Source organism: Pedococcus sp. KACC 23699, from assembly GCF_045348425.1.
Lineage (GTDB): Bacteria > Actinomycetota > Actinomycetes > Actinomycetales > Dermatophilaceae > Pedococcus.
On sequence record NZ_CP157483.1, the window covers coordinates 121281 to 146281 of the forward strand.

The window sequence follows — 25001 nt, forward strand, 5'->3', positions numbered from 1 at the left end:
GACCTCAGGTCGGAGTCGGGAGTGTCCGAGCGAGGTGCGCGAGGAGGGCGTCGACCGCCGGCGACCGCCCCTCTGACCGGGCGATGACCGACAGCTCCCAGACGAGCTCCTCGACGAGTGGCAGCACGACCACGCCACCGGCATGAGCGTCGTCGGCAGTCTGTTGCGGGACGACGGCCACGCCGAAGCCCGCTGCGACGTAGTCGGGCACGGTCGACAGGTCGGGCACCTCGAGGGTTACCCGACGGCGCAGACCTGCCGCCCGGAACCACTCGTCCACGACCTTCCGCGTGCCGAATCCCGTTGGCATCTCGACGAAGTCGTCGTCCAGCAGGTCACTCATGGCCACCGAGTCCTGGCCCGACAGCGCGTGAACCCCCGGCAGGAGGGCGACGAACGGCTGACGCCTCAGCACCCTCGCATGGACGCCGCTGAGCTCGTCGAGCGACAGCCCGCAGAAGGCGACATCGACTCGGGAGCGGCGCACGTCGTCGACGAGGCCGGTCGACCCACGCGGCGACGTGCGCATCGACATCTCGACGCCCGGGTTGGTGCGGCGGAAGGCTCCGAATATCTCGGGGAGTCCCAGGGACTCGAGGTTGGTGAGCATCCCCACGCGAAGCGAGCCGGTGACCGTGCCGGTCGCCCGTGCCCCGACGCTGCGCATCTGCCCCACGGCCTCCAGCGTTGTCCGCGCCGTCGCCAACAGCTCGGCGCCGGCCCCGGTGAGGGCGACGTGACGGGTCGACCGGGTGAACAGGGCCGTCCCCACCTCGCGCTCCAGCACGGCGATCCCCGACGAGATGGTCGACTGCACGGCGTGGAGGCGCTCTGCTGCACGGGTGAAGCTCAGCTCCTCTGCGACGGCGACGAAGTACTCAAGGTGCCTGGTCTCCATAGCAGCATCATTCATCAGTCACGTCGATTGATGCGACTGACAATGCTCGTTGGACACGATGAATGCCCAGGGCGCACGCTGGACCCATGACGACGACCAGCCAGCTCCCCACCGGCGTGTCCCCCGACACCGCCTCGAGGGCCCGCCACCGCCGCGGGTTCTGGATCGTGGTGGGCGCCTTCACGGTGCTCATGGCGTTCACGACGCTGCCGACCCCGCTCTACCCGCTCTACCAGCAGCACGACGGCTTCCCCACCTTCGTCATCACACTCATCTTCGCGGCCTACGGCCTTGGGGTCATGAGCGGGCTCTACCTCGCCGGGCACGTGAGCGACTACCTCGGTCGGCGCCGGGTGCTCCTGGCCGCGACCGCCGTCGAGCTGGTCAGCGCGGTGCTGTTCGTCCTGCTCCAGGACACGGGCAGCCTGCTCACGGCGCGCTTCCTCTGCGGACTCGGTATCGGCGCCGTCACTGCGACCGCCACCGCCCACCTGGCCGAGCTGCACGCCGTCGGCCGCCCCGACGCCGACGGGCGCTTCGCCTCGGTCGTCGCCGGCGCCGTCAACACCGGGGGGCTCGCCCTCGGGCCACTGGTCTCGGGCCTGCTGACGCAGTTCCTCCCCCACCCGCTGACCGTGCCGTATGCCGTGTGGATCGCCCTGCTCGCCCTGGCCTTCTCGGCGCTTCTGCTCGCACCCGAGACGGTCGAGCGCCCGGCCGTTCGACCGCCGTACCACCCGCAGCGCGTCAGCGTGGAACCCGACGCGCGGCCGCACTTCTCCGCCGCAGCCGTCGCCGCCGCGGCGGCGTTCTCGGTGCTCGGCGTGTTCACGTCACTGACGGCCAGCTTCGTCGGCGGCACGCTCGGGCTGCACTCGCGCCTGCTGACCGGATCCATCGTCTTCGGCGTCATCGGGGCCTCGGCGGTCTCCCAGATCGCTCTCGGGTCACGCGACGTGTCCGACCGGCTGAGGACGGGCATGGCAGCCATGTCGGTCGGCCTCCTCCTCGTCGCCATCGGGGCGTGGACCACGTCGCTCCCGGTCTTCACCGTGGCCGGTGCCCTGGCCGGCGCCGGTGTGGGCCTGGTCTTCAACGTCGCCATCACGACCGCGGCGACGGTCTCGTCACCCGAGAACCGCGGAGAGACGCTCGCCGGCATGTTCCTCGCCGCCTACGCCGGGATCACGGTCCCCGTGGTGGCAGCGGGCGTGGCCCTGACCTTCTTCAGCGCTCCCGCAGTCCTCGTCGTGTTCGCCGCGATCGTGCTCGTCGCCGTCATGGTCTCGACCACGCGGTTGCTCGCCCGGTCCGCCACGTAGCTCCGCGCCACATAGGACAGGTGTTCGAATGCGGGTTATGCTCTCCCCATGGCCATGGCACTGCAGGGGTCCCTCCTCGACACCGCCGACGAGATCGAGCTGCACGGGCTCGACACCCGCCTGACCCGCACCGAGCTCAGCCGAGGCGCCTGGGTCGACTACCGACCCGGCTGGCTGGGAGGCGCCGAACAGCTCTTCGACGCGCTCCACCGTGACGTCCCCTGGTACGCCGAGAAGCGCGAGATGTACGACCGGATCGTCGACACCCCTCGCCTGCTCAAGTTCTACGCCGAGGGTGAGCGGCTCCCCCACCGCATCCTCACCGACGCCCGCGACCAGCTCAGCCACTGGTATGCAGCAGAGCTGGGTGAGCGGTTCGTCAGCGCCGGCATGTGCCTCTACCGCGACGGCCGCGACTCCGTCGCGTGGCACGGCGACCGCATCGGGCGTTCCAAGGACCAGGACACGATGGTCGCGATCTTGTCGATCGGGTCGGCCCGGTCCCTGATGCTCCGCCCACGGGGCGGCGGCGAGTCGATCGGCTTCTCACTGGGCCACGGCGACCTCATCGTCATGGGTGGCTCGTGCCAGCGCACCTGGGACCACGCCATACCGAAGACCAAGGACGCCGTGGGGCCACGCATCTCGATCCAGTTCCGCCCGCGCGGGGTTCGCTGACGGTACCGACGTGCAGTGGGGTCAGGTGCCCGAGGGCACCCGCCGGGGTACCGGCGGTCGCCGCCCACTGCACGTCGGTGCGTTGTCAGCCCTGCTCGCGAAGCGCGCGGTTGACCGCAGACAGCACCGCGGTGAGCGAGGCCTTGACGATCGAGCTGTGCAGCCCGACACCCCACAGGACCCGGTCGCCGACGGCGCACTCGACGTACGCAGCCGCGCGGGCGTCACCACCGGATGACAGGGCGTGCTCGGCATAGTCGAGGACCCGCACGTCGACGCCCACCGTCGACAGGGCGTCGATGAAGGCCGCGATGGGGCCGTTGCCGGAGCCCTCGATGGTCACCTCGACGCCGTTGTCGAGCATGGTGGCGACGATGCGGTCGGCACCGCCGGCCTGGCTCTCCAGCGCATGGCTGATCGGGGTGAACCGTCCCCACGCGTTGGCCGCGCCGTCGACCGCCGGCAGGTACTCGTCCTGGAAGACGCTCCACAGCTGGGCCGGGCTGACCTCGCCGCCCTCGGTGTCGGTCTTGGCCTGGACGACGCCGCTGAACTCGATCTGCAGGCGACGCGGCAGGTCGAGCTGGTGCTCGGCCTTGAGGATGTAGGCGACCCCGCCCTTGCCGGACTGGCTGTTGACGCGGACGACGGCCTCGTAGGAACGGCCGACGTCGTGCGGGTCGATGGGCAGGTAGGGGACGCCCCAGACGAGCTCGTCGATCGGCTTGCCGGAGGAGGCCACCTGGCGCTCCATGTCCTCGAAGCCCTTCTTGATCGCGTCCTGGTGCGAGCCGGAGAACGCCGTGAAGACGAGGTCGCCGCCCCACGGGTGCCGCTCTGCGACGGGCAGCTGGTTGCAGTGCTCGACGGTCCGGCGGATCTCGTCGAGGTCGGAGAAGTCGATCTGCGGGTCGATGCCCTGGCTGAAGAGGTTCATCCCGAGGGTGACCAGGTCGACGTTGCCGGTGCGCTCACCGTTGCCGAACAAGCAGCCCTCGATGCGGTCGGCGCCGGCGAGATAACCCAGCTCGGCCGCCGCGACACCGGTACCACGGTCGTTGTGCGGGTGCAGGCTCACAACGATGGAGTCGCGCCGGTCGAGGTGGCGGACCATCCACTCGATCGAGTCGGCGTAGACGTTGGGCGTCGCCATCTCCACGGTCGCCGGGAGGTTGATGATCATCTTGTGGTCGGGCGTCGGGTCGATGACGTCAGCGACCTCGTTGCAGATCCGGACCGCGAACTCGAGCTCGGTGCCGGTGTAGGACTCGGGGCTGTACTCGTAGTAGACGACCGTGTCGGGGATGGTCTCCTCGAGCTTGCGGCACAGGCGGGCGGCCTGGAGGGCGATGTCGACGATGCCGTCCTGGTCGAGCCCGAAGACGACGCGACGCTGCAGCACCGACGTCGAGTTGTAGAAGTGCACGATGGCCTGCTTGGCCCCGCGGATCGCGTCGAAGGTCCGCTCGACGAGGTGGTCGCGGCACTGCGTCAGCACCTGGATCGTCACGTCGTCGGGGATCATGTCGTCCTCGATGAGCATGCGCACGAAGTCGAAGTCCGTCTGGCTCGCCGAGGGGAACCCGACCTCGATCTCCTTGTAGCCCATCCGCACCAGGAGCTCGAACATCCGCTTCTTGCGGTCGGGGCTCATCGGGTCGATGAGGGCCTGGTTGCCGTCGCGGAGGTCGACGGCGCACCACCGCGGCGCCTTCTCCAAGACCTTGGTCGGCCAGGTGCGGTCGGGAAGGTCGACCACGATCTGGTCCTGGAAGGGGACGTACTTCGCTACCGGCATCCCTGACGGCTGCTGGGGATGAATCATGTTCTCTCGCCTATCGATTCGTTGCTGGGTGGTTCAGTCAGAACCTCAGCCAGGGCAACGCTACTCCGCGACGAGGGGCGGCTGATCGGTCAGGCCCCGCCGCGGCGGCGAAGAAGGAGGCGCGAGAAACGCACACATGGAGGGTATGCCGCGTGCGCGCCATACGTCCATCGCGCCTGCCCCTCGGCCCACGATCCGGACGCTCACCGCGCGCCCCAGCCCTCGTCGAAGATGCCCGAGTAGGCGTTGAGCGCCGGCTGGCCCCCGAGGTGGGCATAGAGGACGGTCGAGTCGCGCGGGATGTCCCCGGACGACACGAGGTCGACGAGGCCCGCCATCGACTTCCCCTCGTAGACGGGGTCGATGATCATGCCCTCGAGCCGCCCGCTCAGCCTGATCGCCTCGATCGTCGACTCGACCGGGATGCCGTAGAGATCGCCCGCCCACCCCTCGAGCACGCTGACCTCGTCCTCGCGCAGGTCGCGACCCAGGCCGATGAGGTCGGCAGTGTGCTGTGCGATCCGACGCACCTGGTCGCGCGTCTTGTCGATGGTCGCGGAGGCGTCGATGCCGATCACGCGGCGCGGGCGGCCGCCGGCGTCCTCGAGGGCAGCGAACCCGGCGATCATCCCGGCGTGGGTCGAGCCGGTCACCGTGCACACGACGACGGTGTCGAAGAAGACGCCGAGCTGCTGCTCCTGCTCGACCACCTCGTACGCCCAGTTGGCGAAACCGAGCCCACCGAGGTGGTGCTCGCTGGCGCCGGCCGGGATGCCGTAGGGCGTGCCGCCGGACTCCTCGACCTCTCGGAGCGCGTCCTCCCACGACGAGCGGATGCCGATGTCGAAGCCGTGCGGGTCGAGGCGGGCATCGGCACCCATGATCCGCGACAGCAGGATGTTGCCCACCTTGTCGTTCACCGGGTCGTCCCAGTCCACCCACTTCTCCTGGACGAGCCGGCACTTCAGCCCGAGGTGCGCGGCGACGGCGGCGACCTGACGGGTGTGGTTGGACTGGTATCCACCGATCGACACGAGGGTGTCGGCGCCCGAGGCGAGGACGTCCGGGACGATGTACTCCAGCTTGCGAGTCTTGTTGCCACCGAAGGCCAAGCCGCTGTTGACGTCCTCGCGCTTGGCCCAGACCTGCGCCCCACCCAGGTGTTCGGTGAGACGGGCGAGGCGGTGCACCGGGCTCGGCCCGAAGGTGAGGGGGTGGCGCGGGAAGTCGTGGATGGACACGGTCAGTCTCCTTGTGGCGCAGGGCCGTTGCGGTCGTCGTGGTGTTCGGCATGGCCGGGGTCGAGGTGCATGGTCGCGAGCAGGGGTGCGAGGGTCTGCCACGTCTCGAACGACACCCGAGCGGCGCCCTCCACCTCGCCCCGCTCGCAGAGGCCGATGAGCTGTGAGTGCAGGGAGACCGACCTTCGCCCCGCCAAGGAGGCGAAGCGCAGTCGCTCGACGCGGCGCAGGACCGGGGTGAACTGCTCGAGGACCGCGGAGACCGCGGCGTTCGCCGCTGCCCTGACCGGTATGGCGTGCAGCTCGTCGTCGGCCTCGAGCGCCGCGTCCGGGTCGCCCGCCGCCAGCGCCGCGGCGAAACGGTCGTTCGCGGCTCGCATCTGGGCCAGGTCCTGGGCGGTCAGGAGGTCGACCGCCTCACGGACCGCCAGCTCGTGCATGGCGGCGACCACCGCCTGGGCATCCCTGACGGCCGTGGTGTCGAGCGGGGCCACGACGGTCGACCGTCCGGGCTGCGCGATGACGAGCCCCGCCTGCTGGAGCCGGAGCAACGCCTCGCGCACGGGGGTGCGGCTCACGCCGAGCCAGGCCGCCAGCTCTCGGTCGTACAGCTGCTCCCCGGGCTGCAGGGTCCCGTCGACGATGGCGTCGCGCAGTCGGCGGTGGACGTCGTCGCGCAGGAGCGCACGTGGGGACGAGGACCTGCTTGCGGGAACCGGCACGCGATATATTGCATATCGGCATGCTGGTCCTGTCAACCGGTCAGCACCACGTCGTCGAGCTGGGCGAGAGTCCGCGTCGTGATCACCGGCGAGCGCACCAACCACAGGGCCGACAGCGACCCGCCGACGGCGGCCACGACCATCGTCGGCGCGATGCCGATCCAGCCACCCATCAGCCCTCCCAGCACCGCCCCGGCCGGCCGGATGCCGTAGTTGACCGTCGAGAACGCTCCGGTGACGCGGCTGCGGACCCCGTCCGGGGTGACTGCGGTCTGCAGGGCGTTGAGGGGGATGTCCAGGCACATCACCCCGAGGGACGAGACGAATTCGACGAGGGCGAGGACGCCGGCCCGCGACCATGTTGGGCCCTGGGCCAACGGCATCAAGGCGAACGGAGCCGAGAACACCACCGCGCCCACGGCGATGGTGCGGCCGATCCCGATCCTGCGGGACAGCGGCCCGGCCAGGACCGTCCCCAGCAGCCCGCCGGTCGCGCCGATGCCGAGCGCGAGGCCGATGAGACTGGGCGAAAGGCCCAGCTCGCGACTGGCGTACAGGATGACCAGCGTGCCCGCCATGAGGTTGAACAGGTTGATCGTCGTGGCGCACGCCAGGCTGGCGCGTAGGTAGGGGTTGCGAAGCACGAGCCCCATGCCCTCCCGGGCCCGCGGCCAGAGCCCGGACGCGTCTGCGGCCTCCACGGGGAGGTCGGGCACCTTGACCCGCCCGATGAGGACGGCGGAGACCGCGAACGTGACGGCGTCGACGAGCATGGCGATCGGGGCGGTCACCGCCTGGATCAGGCCGCCGGCGACCGCGGGCCCGGCGACGAAGGACGCCGAGCGGGTCCCGCTGAGGAGGCTGTTGGCCTCGACGAACTGGTCTCGCCGGACGAGTCCGACGAAGAAGCTGGGGTAGGACGTCTGGTAGAGCACCTGCCCCAGCCCGGCGAGCAGGGCGACGAGGAACAGCTGGGCCAGGGTGATCGCGCCGAGCCAGTGCGCCACCGGGAGGCTGAGCAGGACGAGGCACCGCAGGGCGTCGGCGATGATGAGCAACCGTCGCTTGCGCACGTGGTGGTCGACCCAGGTGCCGACGAGCAGGGACAGCAGGTTCGGCGCCCAGACCGCCGCCGTGAGCAGACCCACGGTCGAGGCACCGACGTGCAGGGAGGTCACGGCGATCAGGGGGATCGCCAGCTCGGTGATGCGGTCGCCGAACTGCGAGATCCCCTGCCCTGCCCAGTAGGTCGCGAACCTCCGGTCCCGCCACAGGGGTGCCGAGCTCACTCCTGGTCCTCCGCTCCGGGGGTGGCCGCCGCAGGGAGGACGTAGCGCAGCAGCCGGACGGCGCGTGCGTCCGGCACCGTCTCGCCGGAGGACTTGCGCAGCACGTATGGCGCGAGGACTTCCTCGATAGCCGCCTCGATGCGCTCCACCTCGGCGGCGGTCGCGACGATCGTCGTGTTGGACAGCCCTGCCGCACGCCGCCACACGTCCTCGAGCAACGGCTCCACCTCGTGCGACCACTGCTCGGGCAGGTCCCGCGCCTGGTCGAACATCATCCGTGAGAGCAGTGCGGCGGCATCGCGCCCGGCGTCGTCCGAGGGCGGGGTGAACCGGAACCCGCGCCCCACGGCCTCCCACCAGCGTTGCCGTCCGTCCGACTCCACCGCGGCGTCCCTGACCAGCCCGTGCTCGGCCAGGTGGCGCAGGTGCCAGCTGGTCACCGAAGGCGTTGCGCCCACCTCGGGTGCGAGGGCGGTCGCGGTGCTGGGGCCGGCCTTCTGCAACCGGCTGAGGATGGCCAGCCTGGTCGGGTGGGCCAGTGCACGCATACCGCGTGGCGTCAGCTCGACGTCGTCGTACGGGTTGGCCATCGCGCACCTCGATGTGAGAGAACCATTTCGAGAGAACACTCTCACGTTTTCCCACTCGCGACCAGACCCGAAAAGCACGTGCAGGCCGTCGACCGCATCGCCACCATGGTCGGCATGAACCTCCCCGACGGCCTCACCTGCCGACCCCTTGAGATGTCGGACGCCCACGCGATGTACGAGCTGTTCGCCGCCGCCGAGGTCGCCGACACCGGTGAGGTGGCCATCGAGCCCGAGGACATCGCGGGCGACTGGCAGCGGCCGAGCTTCGACCTGGCGCAGGAGAGCATCGGGGTCTTCGAGGGTTCGATGCTGGTCGCGGCCGCCGAGGTGTACAAGGCGCGCCGGGCCGAGGCCACGGTGCACCCCGACCACCGAGGACGCGGGATCGGGACCTGGGTGGCTCGGTGGGTGGAGGACTGCTCGCGACGTCGCGGAGGCACCCTGGTCGGCCAGACCGTTCCGGTGGGCAGCTCGGCCGAGCGCCTCTACCAGTCGCTCGGCCACCGCACGGGGTGGAAGTCGTGGGTATTGGTCGTGCCGGAGGGCGCCCGCATCGAGCCCCAGCCACTCCCCCGCGGCTACACGGTCCGCGACCTGGTCACCGGTGAGGACAAGCACGCCGCCTTCCAGCTCGTCGAGGACGCATTCAGCGAGTGGCCCGACCGCCAGCCGACGGCCTTCGGCGACTGGGCCGCCCGGACCGTGCTCCGCCCGGGCTTCGAGCCCTGGCAGATCCGCTTCGCTGTCGACCCGGGAGGCACGCGGGTCGGGGTGGCGTTCACCATCGTGGCGGAGGGATGCGGCTACGTCGACCAGCTCGCGGTGCGTGCCGACCACCGTGGCCGAGGTCTAGCCCGGGCACTGCTCGTCGACGCGTTCGAACAGGCTCGCGAGCACGGCGCCACCCGCAGCGAGCTGTCCACGGACTCGCGGACGGGCGCGCTGCCGCTCTACGAACACGTCGGCATGCGGGTCACGAAGAGCTACCAGCACTGGATGACGGACGTCTGACGCCGAACGCGAGGCGTGCGCACCGGCACTGTCAGACCCCCGCTCTAGGTTCGTACACACGTTCGGATCCGAAGATCGCGGAGGAGGCTCGCATGGACGCGCCACAGGACTGCGCACCACCGCGCGAGTCGGCTGCGTGCACCTTCCCCGGACACGCCCCGTTGCCCTCGTCAGGTGTGCACTTCGGTGCAGGTTCTGCGACGGCTGCCCAGGTCGAGGTCGCCGATCCGGTGGCCCTCATGGCCGCGGTGGCTCTCCTCACGCCGACCCAGATCGAGGAGCTCAACGAGGCGGAGGCCGAGGCCTTCGTGATCGCCTGCGCGAGGGTCACCAGCGCTGTGCACGCACGCCAGTCGTTGGCGATGGACACCTTGGCCGGTCGCGTCGAAGAGCGGTTGGAGCGCCAACGGCACGAGCAGCCGCCGCCCTTCGGCGTGCCCGGAGCAGACGTGCACGGGACCGTCGCTTCGATGTTGGCTCCGTCCCTGCACTGTTCGACCCGCGCGGTCGGCAAGCGGCTGGAGGCCGACCGATGGCTAGTCTGTGCAGCCGAGTCGACGTTCTCGAGCCAGTGGCAGGGCGATCTCGAGCGCTTCCGTGCGGACGTGGTCGCCGACGCCAGCGCCGATCTCGACCCGGCGCTCAGGGAGACGTTCGAGGCGCTCGTGCTAGAGACCAGCCTCGACGAGGTGACCGGTGAGCTCACCCTCGTCTCCCCCGAGGTCCGCCAGCTCAACCGCGCAGAGCTGTCCCGCCGGGCGCGAGCCGTCGCCCGCGAGCTCGATCCGCAGAGCGACGAGCGTGCCGCGCGACGCGCCCATGGAGAACGACGCGTCGTGGTGACGCCGGACCGACGGCGACCGGGTAAGTCGCGCTGGCACGTCCTGCTGCCGTCCCAGGTCAGTCACGAGGTCTTCGCTGTCGTGGACACCTTGGCCGGTCAGTACGCCCGGGCCCACCCGGGTACTCCCATCGACGGTCACCGCGCCGACGCGTTCGCCGACCTCGTGCTCGGCAACGCCCAGGTGCAGACCACGGTCGAGCTCGTGGTGCCCGTGCTCGCCGCCCATGGACCTGACGACGGTCGGGTCGGCGCTGAGGGCGTGGCTGGGACCAGCAGTCCCGCTGCGCCAGACGCTGCTCCTCCATCGGTAGCGCGTGCTTCCGCTGCGGGCGATCCGCTCGAAGAACTGGCGCCACTCATGGCGAGGATCAGCAACCCCGGCGATGCGGCCGTCACCGACCCCGCTGAGACCACCGTCGCCAACCCCGCCGATGCCAACCCCGCCGATGCCAACCCCGCCGATGCCGGTTTGACCAGCTCGACGACCGAACCCGTGCGGTCGACCGGCGAGGTGCACTGGGTACTACCGGGCTCCGTCGACCTACCTCGCCATGGCGAGCTGCTGCCGTCAGCTGTCGCCGAGCTGTTGTCGCGGCCGGAGACCTTGGTGCGTCTGGCGAGGCTGGATCCGAATGGTTCGATCGTGCAGGACCCGAAGACGTATCGACCCAGCGCTTCGCTGCGACGACGCCTGCGGTCGCGCGACGGCACCTGCCGCTTCCCCGGTTGCCACACCCCGGCCGCGCGGTGCGACCTCGATCACGTGGTCCCCTATCCGGCAGGGCTCACCGAGCCCACCAACCTGATCTCGCTGTGTCGCACCCATCACCGCTTCAAGCACCACGGTGGGTGGCGGGCAGTGTTGCGCCCCGACGCCACGGTGGCCTGGACCGTCCCCGACGGGCGCACGCACGTGGACCGGCCACGGCCACTGCGGATCACGAGAGACCTCGACCTGACGGACCACGCCGATTCCCAGGTGGCCTTCGACGTGCGTCGCGGTTGGGTGCCGGGCCTGCCCGTGGGGATGTCGATGGATGACCTCGCCCAGCAGGAGGCGCTCCTCCCCGACGAACCACCATAGTCGACACCGTCTCTCGAGCCGCCCAGGGCGGGCACCACGCGTCCGCCCGCACGGTTCCGACGAGAGCGCGCCCCCTCCCGGCTGGAGCAACACCTGGCGACGGTACTGCTGTCAGCAGCGTGAGTCGGAGGACTGAGGCGGAAGGCGTGAGCGAAGGCATGAGGTCGAGCTCCGACGAGGGTCAGCGACGCTTGAGCAGCTCCTCGGCAATCTGCACGGCATTGAGCGCCGCACCCTTGCGGAGGTTGTCCCCGACGACGAACAGCACGAGCCCCTTGCCCGCCGGAGCAGCCTGATCAGCACGAACGCGCCCGACGTAGACGTCATCGCGCCCGGCGGCGTCCAGCGGGTTGGGGACATCGGCGACGACGACGCCGGGCGCCTTCGCCAGGAGCTCGAGGGCCTCCTCAGGGCTGATCTCCCGGTCGAACTCCGCGTGGATCGCCAACGAGTGCCCCGTGAAGACCGGCACCCGCACGCACGTGCCTGAGACCAGAAGATCGTCGATGTGCAGGATCTTGCGCGACTCGTTGCGGAGCTTCTGCTCCTCGTCGGTCTCGAGCGACCCGTCGTCGACGATCGACCCGGCGAGCGGGATCACGTTGAACCCCACGGGCACCGCGTAGACGTTGGGGGCGGGGATCGCGACCGACCGCCCGTCCAGGGCCAGGTCGGCCGGCTGGCCCGCGGCATACCCGCCGCGCAGCTGACCATCGAGCTCCTGCACGCCCTTGCCGCCGGAGCCGGACACGGCTTGGTATGACGCGACGGTGAGACGTACGAGACCGGCTCGGTCGTGCAACGGCTTGAGCACCGGCATCGCAGCCATGGTGGTGCAGTTGGGGTTGGCGACGATGCCCTTGGGGATGGTGTCGAGGTCATCGGCGTTGACCTCGCTCACGACCAGCGGGACCTCGGGGTCCTTGCGCCAGGCGGAAGAGTTGTCGATGACGACGGCACCGGCGGCAGCGACCTTGGGGGCGAGCTCCTTGGAGGCCGCTCCCCCGTTGGAGAACAGCGCGATGTCGAGACCGGAGAAGTCAGCGGTCGCCGAGTCCTCGACGGTGATCTCCCCACCGGCCCACGGCAACGTCGTTCCGGCAGAGCGCGCCGACGCGAAGAAGCGGATCTCGTCGACGGGGAACGCCCGCTCGGCGAGAAGTGCACGCATGACCGAGCCGACCTGCCCGGTGGCTCCGAAAACACCAATTCTCATGGGGCCAAGGATAGGTCGGCTCGGTCGTGCACCGGATCAGCGGCTCACGATGTGGCAGAACCTGCACGCACATCGGCAGTCTCGAGCTCGCCCTGCGCACCGCTGCCCGTCACCGGGGCGCTCGGGACCAGGTCGCCGACACCCTCGCCGGGAGCGGACTCCTCGAACGTCAACGTGAAGTCGTCGCCGTGCTCGGTGACGCCCGCGACGACGGCCTGTTCGACGGCGGCCACCGCGTACGCGCGCCGGACGATGAGCGGGTCGTTGCTGAGGTCCTTCACCAGAGCGATGGCCAGCCCGATCATCACGATGAGGAACGGCAGGGCCGCGACGATGGTGATGTTCTGCAGACCGGACAGTGCGTCCTCGCCTCCGACCAGGAGCATGACCGCGGCGACGGCACCGGTGGCGGCTCCCCAGAAGATGACGGTCTTGCGGCTCGGCGCGAGGGTGCCACGCTCGGACAGCGTGCCCATGACGATCGAGGCGGCATCGGCGCCGGACACGAAGAAGATCGCGACGAGGACCATGACGAGCACCGAGGTGATCGTCGACAGCGGCATGTGCGAGAGCATCTCGAAGAGGGTGCCCTCGGTCGACCCGGCACCGGCGAGGTCAGTGCCACCGCGCTGCATGTCGATGCCTGCGCCACCGAAGATCGCGAACCACACGAGCGACACGACGCTCGGCACCAGGAGGACGCCGGTGACGAACTGGCGGATGGTGCGACCACGCGAGATGCGCGCGATGAACATGCCGACGAAGGGCGTCCAGCTGACCCACCAGGCCCAGTAGAAGATCGTCCAGCCCGCGAGCCACGTCTTCATGGCGTCGCCGCCCGCAGCGTCGGTGCGCGCGGACATCATCGCGAGGTTCTGGAAGTAGCTGCCGACCTCGGTGGGGATGAGGTTGAGGATGAAGACCGTCGGTCCCACGACGAAGACGAACACCGCGAGGGCCAGGGCCAGCACCATGTTGATGTTGGACAGCCACTGGATCCCCTTGGCCAGCCCGGAGACGGCCGAGAGGATGAACGCCACGGTCAGCACGGCGATGATGGCGACGAGCACCATGTTGCCCGCCTTGCCGATGCCGGCCACGATCGTCAGGCCGGAGCCGATCTGCAGGGCACCAAGGCCGAGCGAGGCGGCAGAGCCGAACAACGTGGCGAAGATCGCCAGCATGTCGATGACGCGACCGGCCGGACCGGCGGCGCGCTTCTCACCGAGCAGCGGTGCGAAGGCCGAGCTGATGAGCAGCGAACGACCCTTGCGGAAGACGCCGTACGCGACGGCGAGGCCGACGACCGCGTAGATCGCCCACGGGTGGAGCGTCCAGTGGAACAGCGTGGTGGCCATGGCGTTCTGGACGGCCTGCGGGTTGCCGGCCGCACCGGTGCCGGGCGGCGGCTTGACGAAGTGCGAGAGCGGCTCTGAGACGCCGTAGAACATCAGGCCGATGCCCATGCCCGCGGAGAACATCATCGCGATCCACGAGACCGTCTTGAACTCCGGCTCCTCGTCGTCCCGGCCGAGCGGGATGCGCCCGTACTTGCTGGCGGCGAGCCAGATGACGAACAGCACGAAGCCCGAGGCCACGAGTGAGAACAGCCAGCCCATGTTGTGCACGACCCAGCCGAGGCCGGCACCCGAGGCGGAGCTCAGGGTGTCGGTGCTGAGGAATCCCCACAGCACGAACGCGATCGCGATCGCCGCGGTGACGCCGAAGACGATCGTGTCGACCTTCTGTGGTTCCTCCGCGGGGTGCTCCTCGATGACGGGGTCGAGGGCGGGGTGGGGTGTGTCGAGGGCGTCGTTCGCGCCGGTGGCCGAGCCGGGTGCGGCCGGGCCGGTCTTGGTCAGTGTCGTGTCCACGTGGTGTAGGCGCCCTCTTTGGGGAGGGCGACGCTCCTTCGCTGTTCTGGGTTAGTTGCGTATCAAAACCGTCGTTGGTCGACCGCCCACTGTGCCGAGAACATGTTCGAACAGCAAATCACCCCAGCGGGATTCGCTGGTGCTACGCACACTTCCGTTGCACCACAACAACTTCCGGTATGCCGTGAGTCACGACACACCCCCGCCTCGGTGAGCCGGTGGCTCAGAAACCGAGGCGCTGCAGCTGCTTGGGGTCGCGCTGCCAGTCCTTGGCGATCTTCACGTGCAGGTCGAGGTAGACCTTCTGACCGAGCAGCTCTTCGATGCCCTGACGGGCGGTGGTGCCCACCTCACGCAGCCGCGAACCACCACGGCCGATGATGATGGCCTTCTGCGACGACCGTTCGACGAACACGTTGACCCGGACGTCGAGCAGCGGCTTGTCGGCCGGACGGCCCTCACGTTGGACCATCTCCTCGACGACGACCGCCAGCGAGTGCGGCAGCTCGTCGCGAACCCCTTCGAGCGCGGCCTCGCGCACGAGCTCGGCGATCATGACCATCTGCGGCTCGTCGGTGAGGACGCCCTCGGGGTACAGCGGTCCGGGGGACGTCGGGAGGTAGCTCGACAGGACCTCGGTGACCTCACCGACCTGCGACCCGTCCACGGCCGAGCAGGGGACGATCGCGTCCCACGAGCCGAGCTGGTCGATGGCGATGAGGTGCTCGGCAAGGCGCTGGCGGTCGACGCGGTCGGTCTTGGTGGCGATGGCCACGACCGGCCGACGCTTGCCCTGCTGGATCTCCTTGAGCTCACGGGCGATGAACCCGTCGCCAGGACCGATCTTCTGGTCCGCGGGCAGGCAGAACCCGATGACGTCGACCTCGAGCAGCGTCTCCCGGACGACGTCGTTGAGGCGCTCCCCGAGCAGGGTGCGCGGCTTGTGCAGCCCGGGGGTGTCGACCAGGACGAGCTGGGCCCGTTCGTTGGTGACGATCCCGCGGATCGTGTGCCGGGTGGTCTGGGGCTTGGAGGAGGTGATCGCGACCTTGTGCCCGACCATGGCGTTGGTCAGGGTCGACTTGCCGGCGTTGGGACGCCCGACCAGACAGGCGAACCCGGCCAGGTACGGCTTCTCCCCCGAGGCTGACGCCTTCGCATCGGACGTCGCGTCGACGGCATACCCCTCGGACGGACCGGTTCCACTCGTGGTCATGACACTCCCTCGCGCTCGGGTTCCACCGTAGTGGGCCCGGCGGGCTCCCCGTGCCCACCCTCGGGGTGGGCGGCGATGCGCTCGACGATCACCGAGGCGATCCGGTGCCTGCGCCCGGCCATCCGCTCGGCCGTCAGGGCGAGGCCCGACACCTCCGCGCGCGAGCCCACGATCGGCACCCGGCCGATGCTCTTGCCGATCAGGCCACCCACGGTGTCGACCTCGTCCTCGTCGATCTCCACGTCGAACAGGTCGGCCAGGTCGTCGATGTCCATGGTGGCCGGCACCCGGACCCTGCCGTCGCCGAGGTCCTCGGCCCCCGGGGCCTCGCGGTCGTACTCGTCGGCGATCTCGCCGACGATCTCCTCGATGATGTCCTCGATGGTGACCAGGCCGGCCGTGCCGCCGTACTCGTCGACCACGACGGCGAAATGGCTCTGGTCGCGCTGCATCTCGCGCAGCAGGTCGTCGACCGGCTTGCTCTCGGGGACGTAGTGCATGGGGCGCATCTGGGTCGTCACGGGCAGCGAGCCGGCCTCGTGGTCGGCGTTGACGCGGCGGGCGACGTCCTTGAAGTACAGCAGCCCGAGGATGTCGTCGGACCCTTCGCCGACCACCGGGATGCGGGAGAACCCGGACCGCAGGAACAGCGACATCGCCGAGCGCAGCGACTTCTCGCTGTTGACGGTGACCATGTCGGTGCGGGGCACCATCACCTCGCGGGCGACGGTGTCGCCGAGCTCGAAGACGGAGTGGATCATCTCGCGCTCGCCCGCCTCGATCACCGAGCTCTCCCCTGCCAGGTCGACGAGGTCGCGCAGCTCGGACTCGCTCTGGAACGGCCCGTCACGGTAGCCACGGCCCGGCGTGACGGCGTTGCCGAGGGCGACGAGGACGCGGGCGACCGGACCGAGGACCCGGCGCAGCCAGACGATCACCGGAGAGGCGATGAGGGCGACGGCATCGGAGTGCTGTCGCCCGAGGGTGCGCGGTGAGACCCCGACAACGACGAACGACACCAGCGCCATGACGCTGATCGCGATGAGCAGCGGCTTCCAGAAGCCGTCCACGAGGTCGACGACGCCGAGGGTGATGAGGACCGCGGTGGTGGCCTCGGCCACGACCCGCAGGAACGCCGTGACCGACAGGTATGCGGCGCTGTCACCGACGATGCGCATCAGCGACGTGGAGCCGGGCCGCTTCTCGTCGAGCAGCTCGTGGGCGCGGACCCTGGACATCCGCCAGAGCGCGGCCTCGGCCGCGGACAGCAGGAAGGCGACCGCGATGCTGAGCAGCGCGGCCAGGACGAGTCTGGTCATCTCGGCACCATCAGGAGGCGGGTCGGCCACGGCCCGCGAGGAACGTCAGCAACAGCTGGCGCTGGAGCTCGAACATCTCGCGCTCCTCCTCGGGCTCTGCGTGGTCGTAGCCCAGCAGGTGCAGAATGCCGTGCGTCGTGAGGAGCAGCAGCTCCTCCTCGGTGGCATGACCCGCCTCGGCCGCCTGCTTCTGTGCGACGGACGGGCAGAGCACGATGTCGCCGAGGACACCCTCCTCCGGCTCCTCGCCGTCACGGCCGGGTCGCAGCTCGTCCATCGGGAACGACATCACGTCCGTGGGACCCGGCAGGTCCATCCACTGGACGTGCAGGACCTCCATGGCTGCCTCGTCCACGAGGCGCAGGCACAGGTCGGCACCCGGGTGCACCCGCATCTCGCTCATGACGTACTTGCTCAGGGCCACCAGCTCGAGCTCGTCGAGCTGGTGGTCGGTCTCATTGAGAACGTCGACGCTCACGCTGGACCCCCCCTCCACGCTGTCCGTGCGTCTCGCCCTGCTGGTCGTCCCAGCGGCCGTAGGCGTCGACGATGGCGCCGACGAGGCGGTGCCGGACGACGTCCTGCGGGTTGAGGATGGAGAAGTGGATGTCGTCCACGCCGGTGAGGATGTCGCGCACCACCCGCAGCCCCGAGCGGTTGCCGTCGGGGAGGTCGACCTGGGTGACGTCACCGGTGACGACCATCTTGGAGCCGAAGCCCAGTCGCGTCAGGAACATCTTCATCTGCTCGGGTGAGGTGTTCTGCGCCTCGTCGAGGATGATGAACGCGTCGTTCAGCGTGCGTCCGCGCATGTAGGCCAGCGGCGCCACCTCGATCGTCCCGGCAGCCATGAGCCGCGGGATCGACTCGGGGTCGACCATGTCGTGCAGCGCGTCGTACAACGGCCGCAGGTAAGGGTCGATCTTGTCGTTGAGGGTCCCCGGCAGGAACCCCAGCCGTTCCCCCGCCTCGACCGCCGGGCGGGTCAGGATGATCCGGTTGACCTGCTTGGCCTGCAGGGCCTGGACCGCCTTGGCCATCGCCAGGTAGGTCTTGCCCGTGCCGGCAGGGCCGATGCCGAAGACGACGGTGTGCTTGTCGATCGCATCGACGTAGTGCTTCTGGTTCAACGTCTTGGGGCGGATCGTGCGACCCCGCGAGGAGACGATGTTCATCGTCAGCACGTCGGCCGGGCGCTCGGTGGTCTGGGCGCGCAACATGCTGATGGACCGCTCGACGGCGTCGCGGTTCAGCGGCTGCCCACCCTCGATGACGAGCAGCAGCTCGTCGATGGTCCGCTCGGCCAGGGCCACCTCGGCGCTCGGGCCGGACAGGTGGAACTCGTTCCCGCGGACGTGGATCTCCAGCTGCGGGAAGGCGCGCTCCATGGTGCGCAGCAGCTCGTCCCGAGGTCCGAGGAGGGTGACCATCTGGACCTGTGCGGGGATCTCGACGGTGTGGATGGGCATGGGGTGGCCGCCGTCTGGCGTGCCCCCCGGCGTGGTCGGTTGATCGGCTTCAGGCATGGTCCGGCCAGTCTACGGTGCCGCTCAGCCGGGTGGCCACGTCATTGCCCGGCCGCCGAGTACGTGCACGTGGGCGTGGAACACGGTCTGGTGCGCCTCGGCACCGGTGTTGAAGACGGTGCGGTAGCCGCGCTCGGCCAAGCCCTCCTGCTCGGCCACCTCGGCGACCGCCTCGAGCAGCGCCACCGCGTCGGCCGGCTGCTCCTGCACCAGGCCGGCGACGTTCGGCGTGTGGTGCCTCGGGATGACCAGCACGTGCGTGGGGGCCTGCGGTTCGAGGTCGCGGAACGCCACCGTCGCCTCGTCCTCACGCACGATGGTGGCCGGGATCCGGCCGTCGACGATCTTGCAGAAGAGGCAGTCGGGATCGGTCGTACGCGGCGAAGAGGCTGTCGGACCAGTCATGCAACCGAGCGTATCGGCGCGTCAACCTCCAGCGCCCGCTGCGCGTCAAGGGGGCGTGAGAACGTTGAGCGTGGTCAAGCGCAGCCCCAGCGGGGACCCCGGGGCCGGGCGTGGCGGTGAGGGTACCGGTGCGGCCGGACCCGCTGCCGGTGCGGCCGGACCTGCGGGTGCGCCGGCCGCCGACGTCGCCATCGCCGAGCTGTATGCCGCGCACTGGACCGGCCTGGTCCGCCTCGCGTGGCTCCTGCTGCGTGACGACCTCGCGGCCGAGGAGGTCGTGCAGGACGCCTTCATCGCGGTCCACCGTCGCTGGGACTCCCTGCGCAACCACGAGAGCGCTGCGGCCTACCTGCGCCGCGCCGTGGTCAACGGCGCCCGTTCCGGCCTGCGGCACCGCGGCGTCGAGGAGCGGTACCTGTCGCGCGAACAGGGCGAGCCCACGGCACACGGCCGGCGCAGCGAGGCGAGCGCGGAGGACCGCGCCCTCGACGCAGAGGCCGCCAGCTCCATGGTCGTGGCGCTCGGCCGGTTGTCCCAGCGTCAGAGAGAGGTCCTGACCATGCGCTACTACCTCGACCTGAGCGAGGCCGAGATCGCCGACGCCCTCGGCATCTCCGCCGGCTCGGTCAAGGCCCATGCCCACCGCGGCCTCGCGGCCCTGCGCGACCGGATGGAGATGTCGTCATGAGCGACCGGACCGAGTTCCTGCACCCCGACTACGAGCCGGGCGAGTTCGACCGCGTCGAGCGCGAGCTGCGCCGGTCGTTGATCCAGGAGGCGAGCGCGGTCCGTCCCTCCGACCGCCTCGACACGATCCTGCACGAGGCCCGCACCGCCGGTCCGGTCACCGCGACCGGGGGCGCCGGCGTGCGCCGCTGGCTCGTCCCGGCAGCGGCGGCAGCGGTGGTGGCCGCCATCGCCGGAGGGGTGTGGCTGTCCAACGAGGACCCCACCGTGACCCCCGGCCCTCCCGCCGGCAACCCGTCGGTGACCGTGCCGGCCCCGAGCGGCACCGCCAGCACCCCGTCCGGGCCCGCGTCGGCCTCCACCCCCCCAACTACCGCGACGTCGAGCGCCCCGCCTGCGTCCGCCACCGTCAGCCTTCCGGTCTACTTCGTGGGCGCGACGGGCGGGGACAAGGCCGGATACGGCCTGTACCGCGAGTTCGTGCGGCGTCAGGTCGGCGGCAACGGCCCCGCCGCCCGCGCCAAGGCCGCACTGGTGCTCGCTGTGGCTCCTTCGTCCTCGTCCGCCGACGGACCGTACCTCCAGCCGTGGGCCGGGCAGACGATCGGTGACGTACAGGTGACGGACCGGGCGATCACCATCGACCTGGCCACCTCCGGCGACCCTGCGGCGGCGACCGCGAACGGCGGTGCCCGCCTCGCCGTGCAGGAGCTCGTGTGGACGGCGCAGGCCGCAGTCCAGCGGGGCAACCTGCCGGTGCGGTTCACGGTCAACGGCGGGGATGCCACGTTGTTCGGCTCGATCGCCACGGCCGGGCGCACCTTCAACCGGCCCTCCGCCGACAGGCTGTACGAGGACCTCGCCCCCATCTGGGTGACCGCGCCGAGCCGCGACCAGGTGCTGCCGGCGGACAAACCGGTCGCGGTGACCGGTCAGGCGATCGTCTTCGAGGCGACGGTCGCGTGGGAGCTCACCCGGGGTGGAACACAGGTCAAGGAAGGCCACACCATGGCCTCGATCGGTGCGCCCCAGCAGGGCACCTACTCGATTCCCCTGGGAACGCTGCAGCCCGGGAGCTACGTGGTCAAGGTGTATGCGGCGAGCCCCAAGGACGGGTCCGTCACCGCCCAGGACTCGGTCACCTTCACCGTGAAGTAGTGCTCGCCGAGAGTGGGCTCAGCGCCAGCGTGCAGCGGCGCTGAGCACCGCGAGGGCGGCTGGTCCCGCGCTCGACGACCGCAGCACCGTCGGCCCGAGCCGGACCGTCACCGCCCCTGCGACCTCGAGCGCGGCCACCTCCTCGGCCGTGATGCCCCCCTCGGGGCCGACGACGACCAGCACCTCGCCGGTGTCCGGGACCTGCTGCGCCGCCAGGCTCTGCGTCGCGTCCTCGTGCAGCACGTATGCCGCCGTGGCGGCCCCGACGCGGGCGGCCAGGCCCTTGGTGGTGACCAGATCGGCGACCACGGGCACCCGCGACCGGCGGGACTGCTTGGCCGCCGCGACGACCGCCGACTCCCACTTGCGCCGTGCCTTCTCGCCCCGGTCGCCACGCCACTGCACGATGCACCGGGCCGCCTGCCACGGCACGACCTCGTCGACCCCGAACTCGGTGGCGGCCTCGACGGCCTGGTCGTCGCGGTCGCCCTTGGCCAGCGCCTGCACGAGGACGAACCTCGGCTCGGGCTCCTCCTCGACGGACAGCTCGGCGACGACGAGCTCGAGCTCGGCCTTCCCCGCAGCCACGACGTCGCAGGTGGCCCGCAGCCCGCCACCATCGGCGAGCAGCACCCGCTCACCGGGCCCGATACGTCGCACGGTCGCGGCGTGCCGCCCCTCGGCGCCGTCGAGCAGCACCCGGCCCCCGGGGCCCACCCCCGCGAGGAGGGAGGGGGCGACGAGGAAGAGGGGCAGCGTCATACGGGCAGCCTAGGGACGGGATCGGGATCGGGTGGCGAGCCTCGCGGGGGCTACTTGGCCTTGAACGCGTCGCGCAGCTTGCCGAAGAGCCCGGCGTGGGCCGGGGTCATCCGGCCCTCGGGGCGCTCCTCGCCGCGCAGGGCCGCGAGCTGGTGCAGGAGGGCCTCCTGCTGCTCGTCCAGCTTGGTGGGGGTGAGGATCGTGGCGTGCACGATGAGGTCGCCACGGCCCCCTCCGCGCAGGTGGGTGACACCGAGGCCGCGTACGGTCATCGCGTCGCCGGACTGGGTGCCGGGCTTGATCTCGAGCTCGTTGACACCGTCGAAGGTGTCGAGCTTGAGGGTGGTGCCGAGGGCACCGGCCGTCATCGGCAGCTCGACGGTGCAGTGCAGGTCGTCACCGCGGCGCTGGAAGGTCTGGTGCGGGCGGACCGCGACCTCGACGTAGAGGTCGCCGGCGGGACCGCCGCCCTGGCCGACCTCGCCCTCACCGGTGAGCTGGATGCGGGTGCCGGTGTCGACACCGGCAGGGACCTTGATCGTCAGGGTGCGGCGGGTGCGGACCCGACCGTCGCCGGAGCACTCGAAGCACGGGCTGACCAGGACCTCGCCGTACCCCTGGCAGGTCATGCAGGGGCGGGTCGTCATGACCTGGCCGAGGAAGGACCGCTGCACCTGCTGGATCTCACCGCGACCGGCGCACACGTCACAGGTCCGGCGCGAGGTGCCGGGCTGGGCACCGTCGCCGTGGCAGGTCGAGCAGACGACCGCCGTCTCGACGGTCAGCTCCTTCTCGCCGCCGAACACCGCGTCCGCCAGGTCGAGGTCGAGGCGGATCAGGGCGTCCTGGCCTCGACGCTGGCGCGAGCGCGGACCACGCTGGGCCTGCCCGGCCCCGGCGCCGAAGAACGCGTCCATGATGTCGCTGAAGGAGAAGCCCTGGCCGAACCCCGCGGCGGAGCCGGCGTAGGGGTCCGAACCCATGTCGTAGGAGCGCTTCTTCTCTGCGTCCGAGAGCACGTCGTAGGCCTGGGAGACCTTCTTGAACTGCTCCTCCGCCTCGGGGCTGGGATTGACGTCCGGGTGCAGCCTGCGGGCCATCTTGCGGTAGGCCCGCTTGATGTCCTCTGCAGACGCGTCCTTGGAGACGCCGAGGTCCTGGTAGTAGTCGTTCAACGAGATTCCTTGTCAGTGGTACGGAGGGTGGATCGGTCTGCCCTCGCGGGCGGAGGCGTCACTGCGCCAGGATCCGGGAGACGTACGTGGCGACTGCCCGCACCGACGCCATCGTCGTGGGGTAGTCCATGCGGGTGGGCCCGAGCACGCCCAGGCCGGCCACCAGGTCGGAGCCGGTGCCGTACTCGGTGGCGACGACGGAGGTCGACTGCAGCCCGGCGAAGGGGTTCTCGTGCCCGATGCGGACCGAGACGAGGTCGTTGGTCTCGCGAGCGGTGCCCAGGAGCTTGAGGAGCACGACGTGCTGCTCAAGGGCCTCGAGCACAGGGCCGATGCTGAGCGGGAAGTCGGTGCCGACGCGGGCGAGGTTGGAGGTGCCGGCCAGCACGACCCGCTCCTCGCGCTCCTCGACCAGGGCGTCCTCCAAGGAGCGCACGACGGCGCGCACGAGGTCGCGGTCGTCCGGTTCGAACTCCTCCGGCAGGGACTCCAACGAGGCGGCGGCGTCGACGAGCCGCTCCCCCACCGCACTGGCGTTGACCTTGGCGCGGATGAGCCCGAGGGTCGCCTCACCCTCGCTCGTGGACAGGTCGTGGGTGGTCTCGATCACCCGCTGCTCGACCCGACCGGTGTTGACGATCAGGACGACCATGAGGCGGGTGGCTCCCATCGGCACGAACTCGATGTGCCGCACCGAGGACCGTGTCAGCGACGGGTACTGCATCACGGCCACCTGGCGCGTCAGCGAGGACAGCAGCCGGACCGTGCGGGCGACGACGTCGTCGAGGTCGACCGCCCCTTCGAGGAACTGCGAGATCGCCGAGCGCTCGGCCGCGGACATCGGCTTGACCGAGCTGAGCCGGTCGACGAAAAGCCGGTACCCCGCGTCAGTCGGCACCCGGCCCGCGCTCGTGTGGGGAGCGGCGATCAGCCCCTCCTCCTCGAGCGCGGCCATGTCGTTGCGGACGGTGGCGGCCGAGACCCCGAGCTGGTGGCGCTCGAGCAGCGCCTTGGACCCCACGGGCTCCGAGGTCTCGACGTAGTCCTGCACGATCGCGCGCAGCACCGCGAGACGACGTTCCTCGCTCATCGGACACCTCCCTGCGGTCGGACTGGAGCAGACGGGTCCGGCGGTGGCGGGCGCCGCCGGATCTGCTGGCACTCATGCTCAGCGAGTGCCAAGTCTACGGTGTTCCCGGCCTCAGGGCCGCACCGGCGGCGCGTCCTCGCGGACGGCGGCGACCACGCGGCATACCCTTCGTCGGTGTCCGACCGATATGGCTCCGATGTCCTCTCCGGCGACTGGAAGGTCCCCCCGCGGGGACGCTCGCGCGAGGTGGAGGCCGAGACCGGCCTGGTCGTCGAGGACGTCGACACCGGCTGGTGCGGCGCCGTCGTGCGCGTCGAGAAGGCCGGCGGTATGCGGGTGGTGCACCTCGAGGACCGCCGCGGACGCACCAAGGGGTTCCCGATGGGGCCCGGCTTCCTGCTCGACGGGGCACCCGTGATCCTCACGCCGCCCACCGCTGCCGCGCGGGCGCGGCTCGCCGAGGCCAAGGCGGCGGGCTCGCGCACCGCGTCGGGCTCACGGGCCGTCGAGGGCGCCAGGGCCAGGGTCGCCAGCGGTTCGCGCATCTTCGTCGAGGGCCGTCACGACGCCGAGCTCGTCGAGAAGGTCTGGGGTGACGACCTGCGCGTCGAGGGCGTCGTCGTGGAGATGCTCGACGGCGTCGACGACCTCGCCGGCGCCATCCGCGACTTCGCCCCCGGCCCCGGCCAGCGGATGGGGGTGCTCGTCGACCACCTGCTGCCCGGCACCAAGGAGGACAAGGTCGTCCAGGCCTGCCGCCAGGGCCCGTATGCAGCGCACGTCAAGATCCTGGGCCACCCCTACGTCGACGTGTGGCAGTCGGTGCGCCCCGAGCGGCTCGGGCTGCAGCAGTGGCCGGTCATCCCCCGCGGCCAGTCGTGGAAGCACGGCATCTGCCACCACCTCGGCTGGCAGGCCGACAGCCAGGCCGACATCGCCCGGGCCTGGAAGCAGATCCTCGGCACCGTGCGGTCGTACGCCGACCTCGAGCCGACCCTGCTGGCCAGTGTCGAGGAGCTCATCGACTTCGTCACCGAACCCGGTCACTGAGCTGTTCGTGCCGGTCCCG

23 protein-coding genes are annotated in these 25001 nt (G+C 70.4%); 7 read left to right on the plus strand and 16 right to left on the minus strand.

Features of this window, described 5'->3' with window-relative positions; translation table 11 throughout:
* Positions 1–4: 4 nt before the first annotated feature.
* Positions 5–898 (minus strand): LysR family transcriptional regulator, encoded by an 894-nt coding sequence (locus ABEG17_RS00590; RefSeq protein WP_406831305.1) that lies wholly within the window; start codon positions 896–898, stop codon positions 5–7.
* Positions 899–984: 86 nt separating this feature from the next.
* Here ABEG17_RS00590 and ABEG17_RS00595 point away from each other — a divergent pair, with 86 nt between their 5' ends.
* Positions 985–2220, plus strand: a complete 1236-nt coding sequence (locus ABEG17_RS00595) for an MFS transporter (RefSeq protein WP_406831306.1) — start codon at positions 985–987, stop codon at positions 2218–2220.
* Between the two features lie 48 nt (positions 2221–2268).
* Complete coding sequence (locus ABEG17_RS00600) at positions 2269–2898, plus strand: alpha-ketoglutarate-dependent dioxygenase AlkB (protein WP_406831307.1); 630 nt, start codon at positions 2269–2271, stop codon at positions 2896–2898.
* A gap of 85 nt (positions 2899–2983) precedes the next feature.
* On the opposite strand, the gene leuA is transcribed toward ABEG17_RS00600, so the two are convergent.
* The 5 genes from leuA to ABEG17_RS00625 form a co-directional block, all read right to left on the minus strand.
* Complete coding sequence (gene leuA, locus ABEG17_RS00605) at positions 2984–4723, minus strand: 2-isopropylmalate synthase (RefSeq protein WP_406831308.1); 1740 nt, start codon at positions 4721–4723, stop codon at positions 2984–2986.
* A gap of 203 nt (positions 4724–4926) precedes the next feature.
* Positions 4927–5964 (minus strand): 1-aminocyclopropane-1-carboxylate deaminase, encoded by a 1038-nt coding sequence (locus tag ABEG17_RS00610; protein WP_406831309.1) that lies wholly within the window; start codon positions 5962–5964, stop codon positions 4927–4929.
* 2 nt (positions 5965–5966) lie between these two features.
* Positions 5967–6686: a GntR family transcriptional regulator gene (locus tag ABEG17_RS00615; RefSeq protein WP_406831310.1), complete on the minus strand. Its 720-nt coding sequence runs from the start codon at positions 6684–6686 to the stop codon at positions 5967–5969.
* A gap of 32 nt (positions 6687–6718) precedes the next feature.
* Positions 6719–7975, minus strand: coding sequence for an MFS transporter (locus tag ABEG17_RS00620; RefSeq protein ID WP_406831311.1), 1257 nt, complete (start codon positions 7973–7975; stop codon positions 6719–6721).
* On the minus strand, positions 7972–8565 hold the full coding sequence (locus ABEG17_RS00625) for an ArsR/SmtB family transcription factor (protein WP_406831312.1): 594 nt from the start codon (positions 8563–8565) through the stop codon (positions 7972–7974). Before ABEG17_RS00625 ends, ABEG17_RS00620 begins: the two co-directional genes overlap by 4 nt.
* 114 nt (positions 8566–8679) lie before the next feature.
* On the opposite strand from ABEG17_RS00625, the gene ABEG17_RS00630 reads away from it, so the two are divergent.
* Together ABEG17_RS00630 and ABEG17_RS00635 are read left to right on the plus strand one after the other, a co-directional pair.
* On the plus strand, positions 8680–9576 hold the full coding sequence (locus ABEG17_RS00630; RefSeq protein ID WP_406831313.1) for a GNAT family N-acetyltransferase: 897 nt from the start codon (positions 8680–8682) through the stop codon (positions 9574–9576).
* Positions 9577–9668: 92 nt separating this feature from the next.
* Positions 9669–11504, plus strand: coding sequence for an HNH endonuclease signature motif containing protein (locus tag ABEG17_RS00635; RefSeq protein WP_406831315.1), 1836 nt, complete (start codon positions 9669–9671; stop codon positions 11502–11504).
* A 181-nt stretch (positions 11505–11685) separates the two neighbouring features.
* On the opposite strand, the gene ABEG17_RS00640 is transcribed toward ABEG17_RS00635, so the two are convergent.
* The 7 genes from ABEG17_RS00640 to ABEG17_RS00670 form a co-directional block, all read right to left on the minus strand.
* Entirely contained in the window at positions 11686–12720 is a 1035-nt protein-coding gene (locus tag ABEG17_RS00640; protein ID WP_406831316.1) for an aspartate-semialdehyde dehydrogenase, read from the minus strand.
* 44 nt (positions 12721–12764) lie between these two features.
* Positions 12765–14594, minus strand: coding sequence for a BCCT family transporter (locus tag ABEG17_RS00645; protein WP_406831317.1), 1830 nt, complete (start codon positions 14592–14594; stop codon positions 12765–12767).
* A gap of 223 nt (positions 14595–14817) precedes the next feature.
* Positions 14818–15810 carry a GTPase Era gene (gene era / locus ABEG17_RS00650; RefSeq protein ID WP_406831318.1) on the minus strand — a complete coding sequence of 331 codons (993 nt, stop codon included), beginning with the start codon at positions 15808–15810 and terminating at the stop codon, positions 14818–14820.
* Positions 15807–17129 carry a hemolysin family protein gene (locus ABEG17_RS00655; protein ID WP_406831320.1) on the minus strand — a complete coding sequence of 441 codons (1323 nt, stop codon included), beginning with the start codon at positions 17127–17129 and terminating at the stop codon, positions 15807–15809. The genes era and ABEG17_RS00655 overlap by 4 nt, the downstream gene beginning before the upstream one ends.
* Positions 17130–17139: 10 nt before the next feature.
* Entirely contained in the window at positions 17140–17607 is a 468-nt protein-coding gene (ybeY, locus tag ABEG17_RS00660) for an rRNA maturation RNase YbeY (RefSeq protein ID WP_406831321.1), read from the minus strand.
* Positions 17585–18655, minus strand: coding sequence for a PhoH family protein (locus tag ABEG17_RS00665; RefSeq protein WP_406831322.1), 1071 nt, complete (start codon positions 18653–18655; stop codon positions 17585–17587). The genes ybeY and ABEG17_RS00665 overlap by 23 nt, the downstream gene beginning before the upstream one ends.
* 24 nt (positions 18656–18679) lie before the next feature.
* Positions 18680–19060: a histidine triad nucleotide-binding protein gene (locus ABEG17_RS00670; RefSeq protein WP_406831324.1), complete on the minus strand. Its 381-nt coding sequence runs from the start codon at positions 19058–19060 to the stop codon at positions 18680–18682.
* Positions 19061–19115: 55 nt separating this feature from the next.
* Between ABEG17_RS00670 and ABEG17_RS00675 the strand changes: the two genes are divergently transcribed.
* Both ABEG17_RS00675 and ABEG17_RS00680 read left to right on the plus strand, forming a co-directional pair.
* A complete protein-coding gene (locus tag ABEG17_RS00675) occupies positions 19116–19748 on the plus strand; it encodes a SigE family RNA polymerase sigma factor (RefSeq protein ID WP_406831325.1) in 633 nt (210 codons plus the stop codon).
* The gene (locus ABEG17_RS00680; protein WP_406831326.1) at positions 19745–20905 is read left to right on the plus strand and encodes a Gmad2 immunoglobulin-like domain-containing protein; all 1161 of its coding nucleotides are present in this window, start codon (positions 19745–19747) and stop codon (positions 20903–20905) included. Before ABEG17_RS00675 ends, ABEG17_RS00680 begins: the two co-directional genes overlap by 4 nt.
* An 18-nt stretch (positions 20906–20923) precedes the next feature.
* Here the strand turns inward: ABEG17_RS00680 and ABEG17_RS00685 are convergent, their stop codons facing one another.
* From ABEG17_RS00685 to hrcA, 3 genes are read right to left on the minus strand one after another with little or no spacing between them, the layout of a single operon-like run.
* Complete coding sequence (locus ABEG17_RS00685; RefSeq protein ID WP_406831327.1) at positions 20924–21667, minus strand: 16S rRNA (uracil(1498)-N(3))-methyltransferase; 744 nt, start codon at positions 21665–21667, stop codon at positions 20924–20926.
* A 50-nt stretch (positions 21668–21717) separates the two neighbouring features.
* Positions 21718–22842 (minus strand): molecular chaperone DnaJ, encoded by a 1125-nt coding sequence (gene dnaJ / locus ABEG17_RS00690; protein ID WP_406831328.1) that lies wholly within the window; start codon positions 22840–22842, stop codon positions 21718–21720.
* Positions 22843–22900: 58 nt separating this feature from the next.
* On the minus strand, positions 22901–23932 hold the full coding sequence (gene hrcA, locus ABEG17_RS00695; RefSeq protein ID WP_406831329.1) for a heat-inducible transcriptional repressor HrcA: 1032 nt from the start codon (positions 23930–23932) through the stop codon (positions 22901–22903).
* A 174-nt stretch (positions 23933–24106) separates the two neighbouring features.
* Between hrcA and ABEG17_RS00700 the strand changes: the two genes are divergently transcribed.
* Entirely contained in the window at positions 24107–24982 is an 876-nt protein-coding gene (locus tag ABEG17_RS00700) for a DUF3097 domain-containing protein (protein ID WP_406831330.1), read from the plus strand.
* Positions 24983–25001: the final 19 nt, after the last annotated feature.